Raw genomic sequence first — 1,372 nt, forward strand, 5'->3', positions numbered from 1 at the left:
GTGCTCCACACCGAGCCCCAGACCCAGCCGACCGTGCGGCCGTACCAGAACCCGACGCGGCTGACGGGGGAGTCCAGCAGCACCGAGGGGATCACGCGGTCGAAGCGGCGGCCTCGGGCGACGGCGCGGTCGGCGCGCTCGCGCCACCCGGCGGGCGGACGGGGGATCGGGCTCACGCGAGCGCGCCGATCAGCCGGAGGATCGTGCCGAGGTCGTCGACCGCGGCGGCGGGCGACGACGGGAAGAACTCCGTGATCGTGGCGCCGGCGAGAGGCACGCGCTCGCGAAGACGGCGGACGGATGCCACGATCTCGGCCGCCGTGACACCGAAGGGCACGGGGCTCGCGACGCCCGTGATCTCCGACGGATCCAGGACGTCGAGGTCGATGTGGACGAAGACGCGGGAGGCGCCCGTCGCGGCGACGGCCTCGGAGAGAGCCTCGGGGTCGCCGAGATCTGTCACGCCGACCGTGCGGATGCCGTGCTCCTGCACGAACCGCTCTTCCTCGGCATCCCAGGCTCGGGTCCCGGCGAGCACGACGCGGCTCGGGTCGATGCCCGGGGCGAGGCGGACGACCGGCTCTCCCTCCCCAAGGATGCTGCGCAGCACCATTCCGGTGAAGGCGCCACTGGGGGAGGACTCGGCGACGTTGAGGTCGGGATGCGCGTCGATCCACACGACGGCGAGGTCGTCGCCGGCGATCGCGGAGACCGCACCCAGTGCGACTCCGCAGTCGCCCCCGATCGTCACGACGGGTTCGGAGCCCGCGCGGACGGCCTCCTCGATGCGATCGCGCATGCGCACGACGGCGCTCAGGCGGTGGATGCCACTGCCCTGGGAATCTCCGGCCTCCCGCGGGGCCTCCAAGAAGGTCGTCGAGGCGCGCGGCAGGTCGCCGGCGATGGCTTCGGCCCCGTCGATCAGCTGCATCGCACGCGAGGACGACGAGCCCTGCCACTGCGGGGCGATCACGAAACGCGTCATGGCCTGCCTGTCAGAAGGAAGGGAGGAGCGCACCGCCGGACGGCGGTGCGCTCCCGGGGTGATCAGATGTCGGTGCTGGGAGCGTCGATCGCGGCGCGCTGCGGGCCGCCGGTCTTCAGTGCGGCCAGACGCGCCTCGACCTCGGTGAGCTCGCCCACGTCCTCGAGGGCGTTGAACTGCGCGTCGATGCTCGACGCGGCCAGTTCCTGCTTGCCCGCCGCGAGGGCCTCCTCGCGGCGGATCTTGTCCTCGAAACGCCCGAGTTCGCTCGTCGGGTCGAGGACGTCGATCGACTTCACCGCGTCGTGGACCTTGTTCTGGGCCTCGGCGACCTTGGCGCGGGCGAGGAGCTCGCTGCGCTTCGACTTCAGCTGCTCGAGCTTCGTC

Annotated in this window: 2 protein-coding genes and 1 pseudogene; all 3 read right to left on the bottom strand. The window is 72.2% G+C overall.

Translation table 11 applies throughout. The features are described 5' to 3' along the window. Positions 1–176: pseudogene (locus tag I5G_RS26615) on the bottom strand (Fe-S oxidoreductase); the annotation flags it as partial. After that, positions 173–985 carry an arginase family protein gene (locus tag I5G_RS17800; RefSeq protein ID WP_022880272.1) on the bottom strand — a complete coding sequence of 271 codons (813 nt, stop codon included), beginning with the start codon at positions 983–985 and terminating at the stop codon, positions 173–175. The pseudogene I5G_RS26615 and the gene I5G_RS17800, both read right to left, overlap by 4 nt. Positions 986–1,047: 62 nt before the next feature. Further along, positions 1,048–1,372, bottom strand: a 325-nt coding sequence (locus I5G_RS17805; protein WP_022880273.1) for a PspA/IM30 family protein, incomplete at its 5' end; no start/stop codon positions are given.

Source organism: Microbacterium sp. B19, assembly GCF_000333395.1.
In the GTDB taxonomy this organism is placed as follows: domain Bacteria; phylum Actinomycetota; class Actinomycetes; order Actinomycetales; family Microbacteriaceae; genus Microbacterium.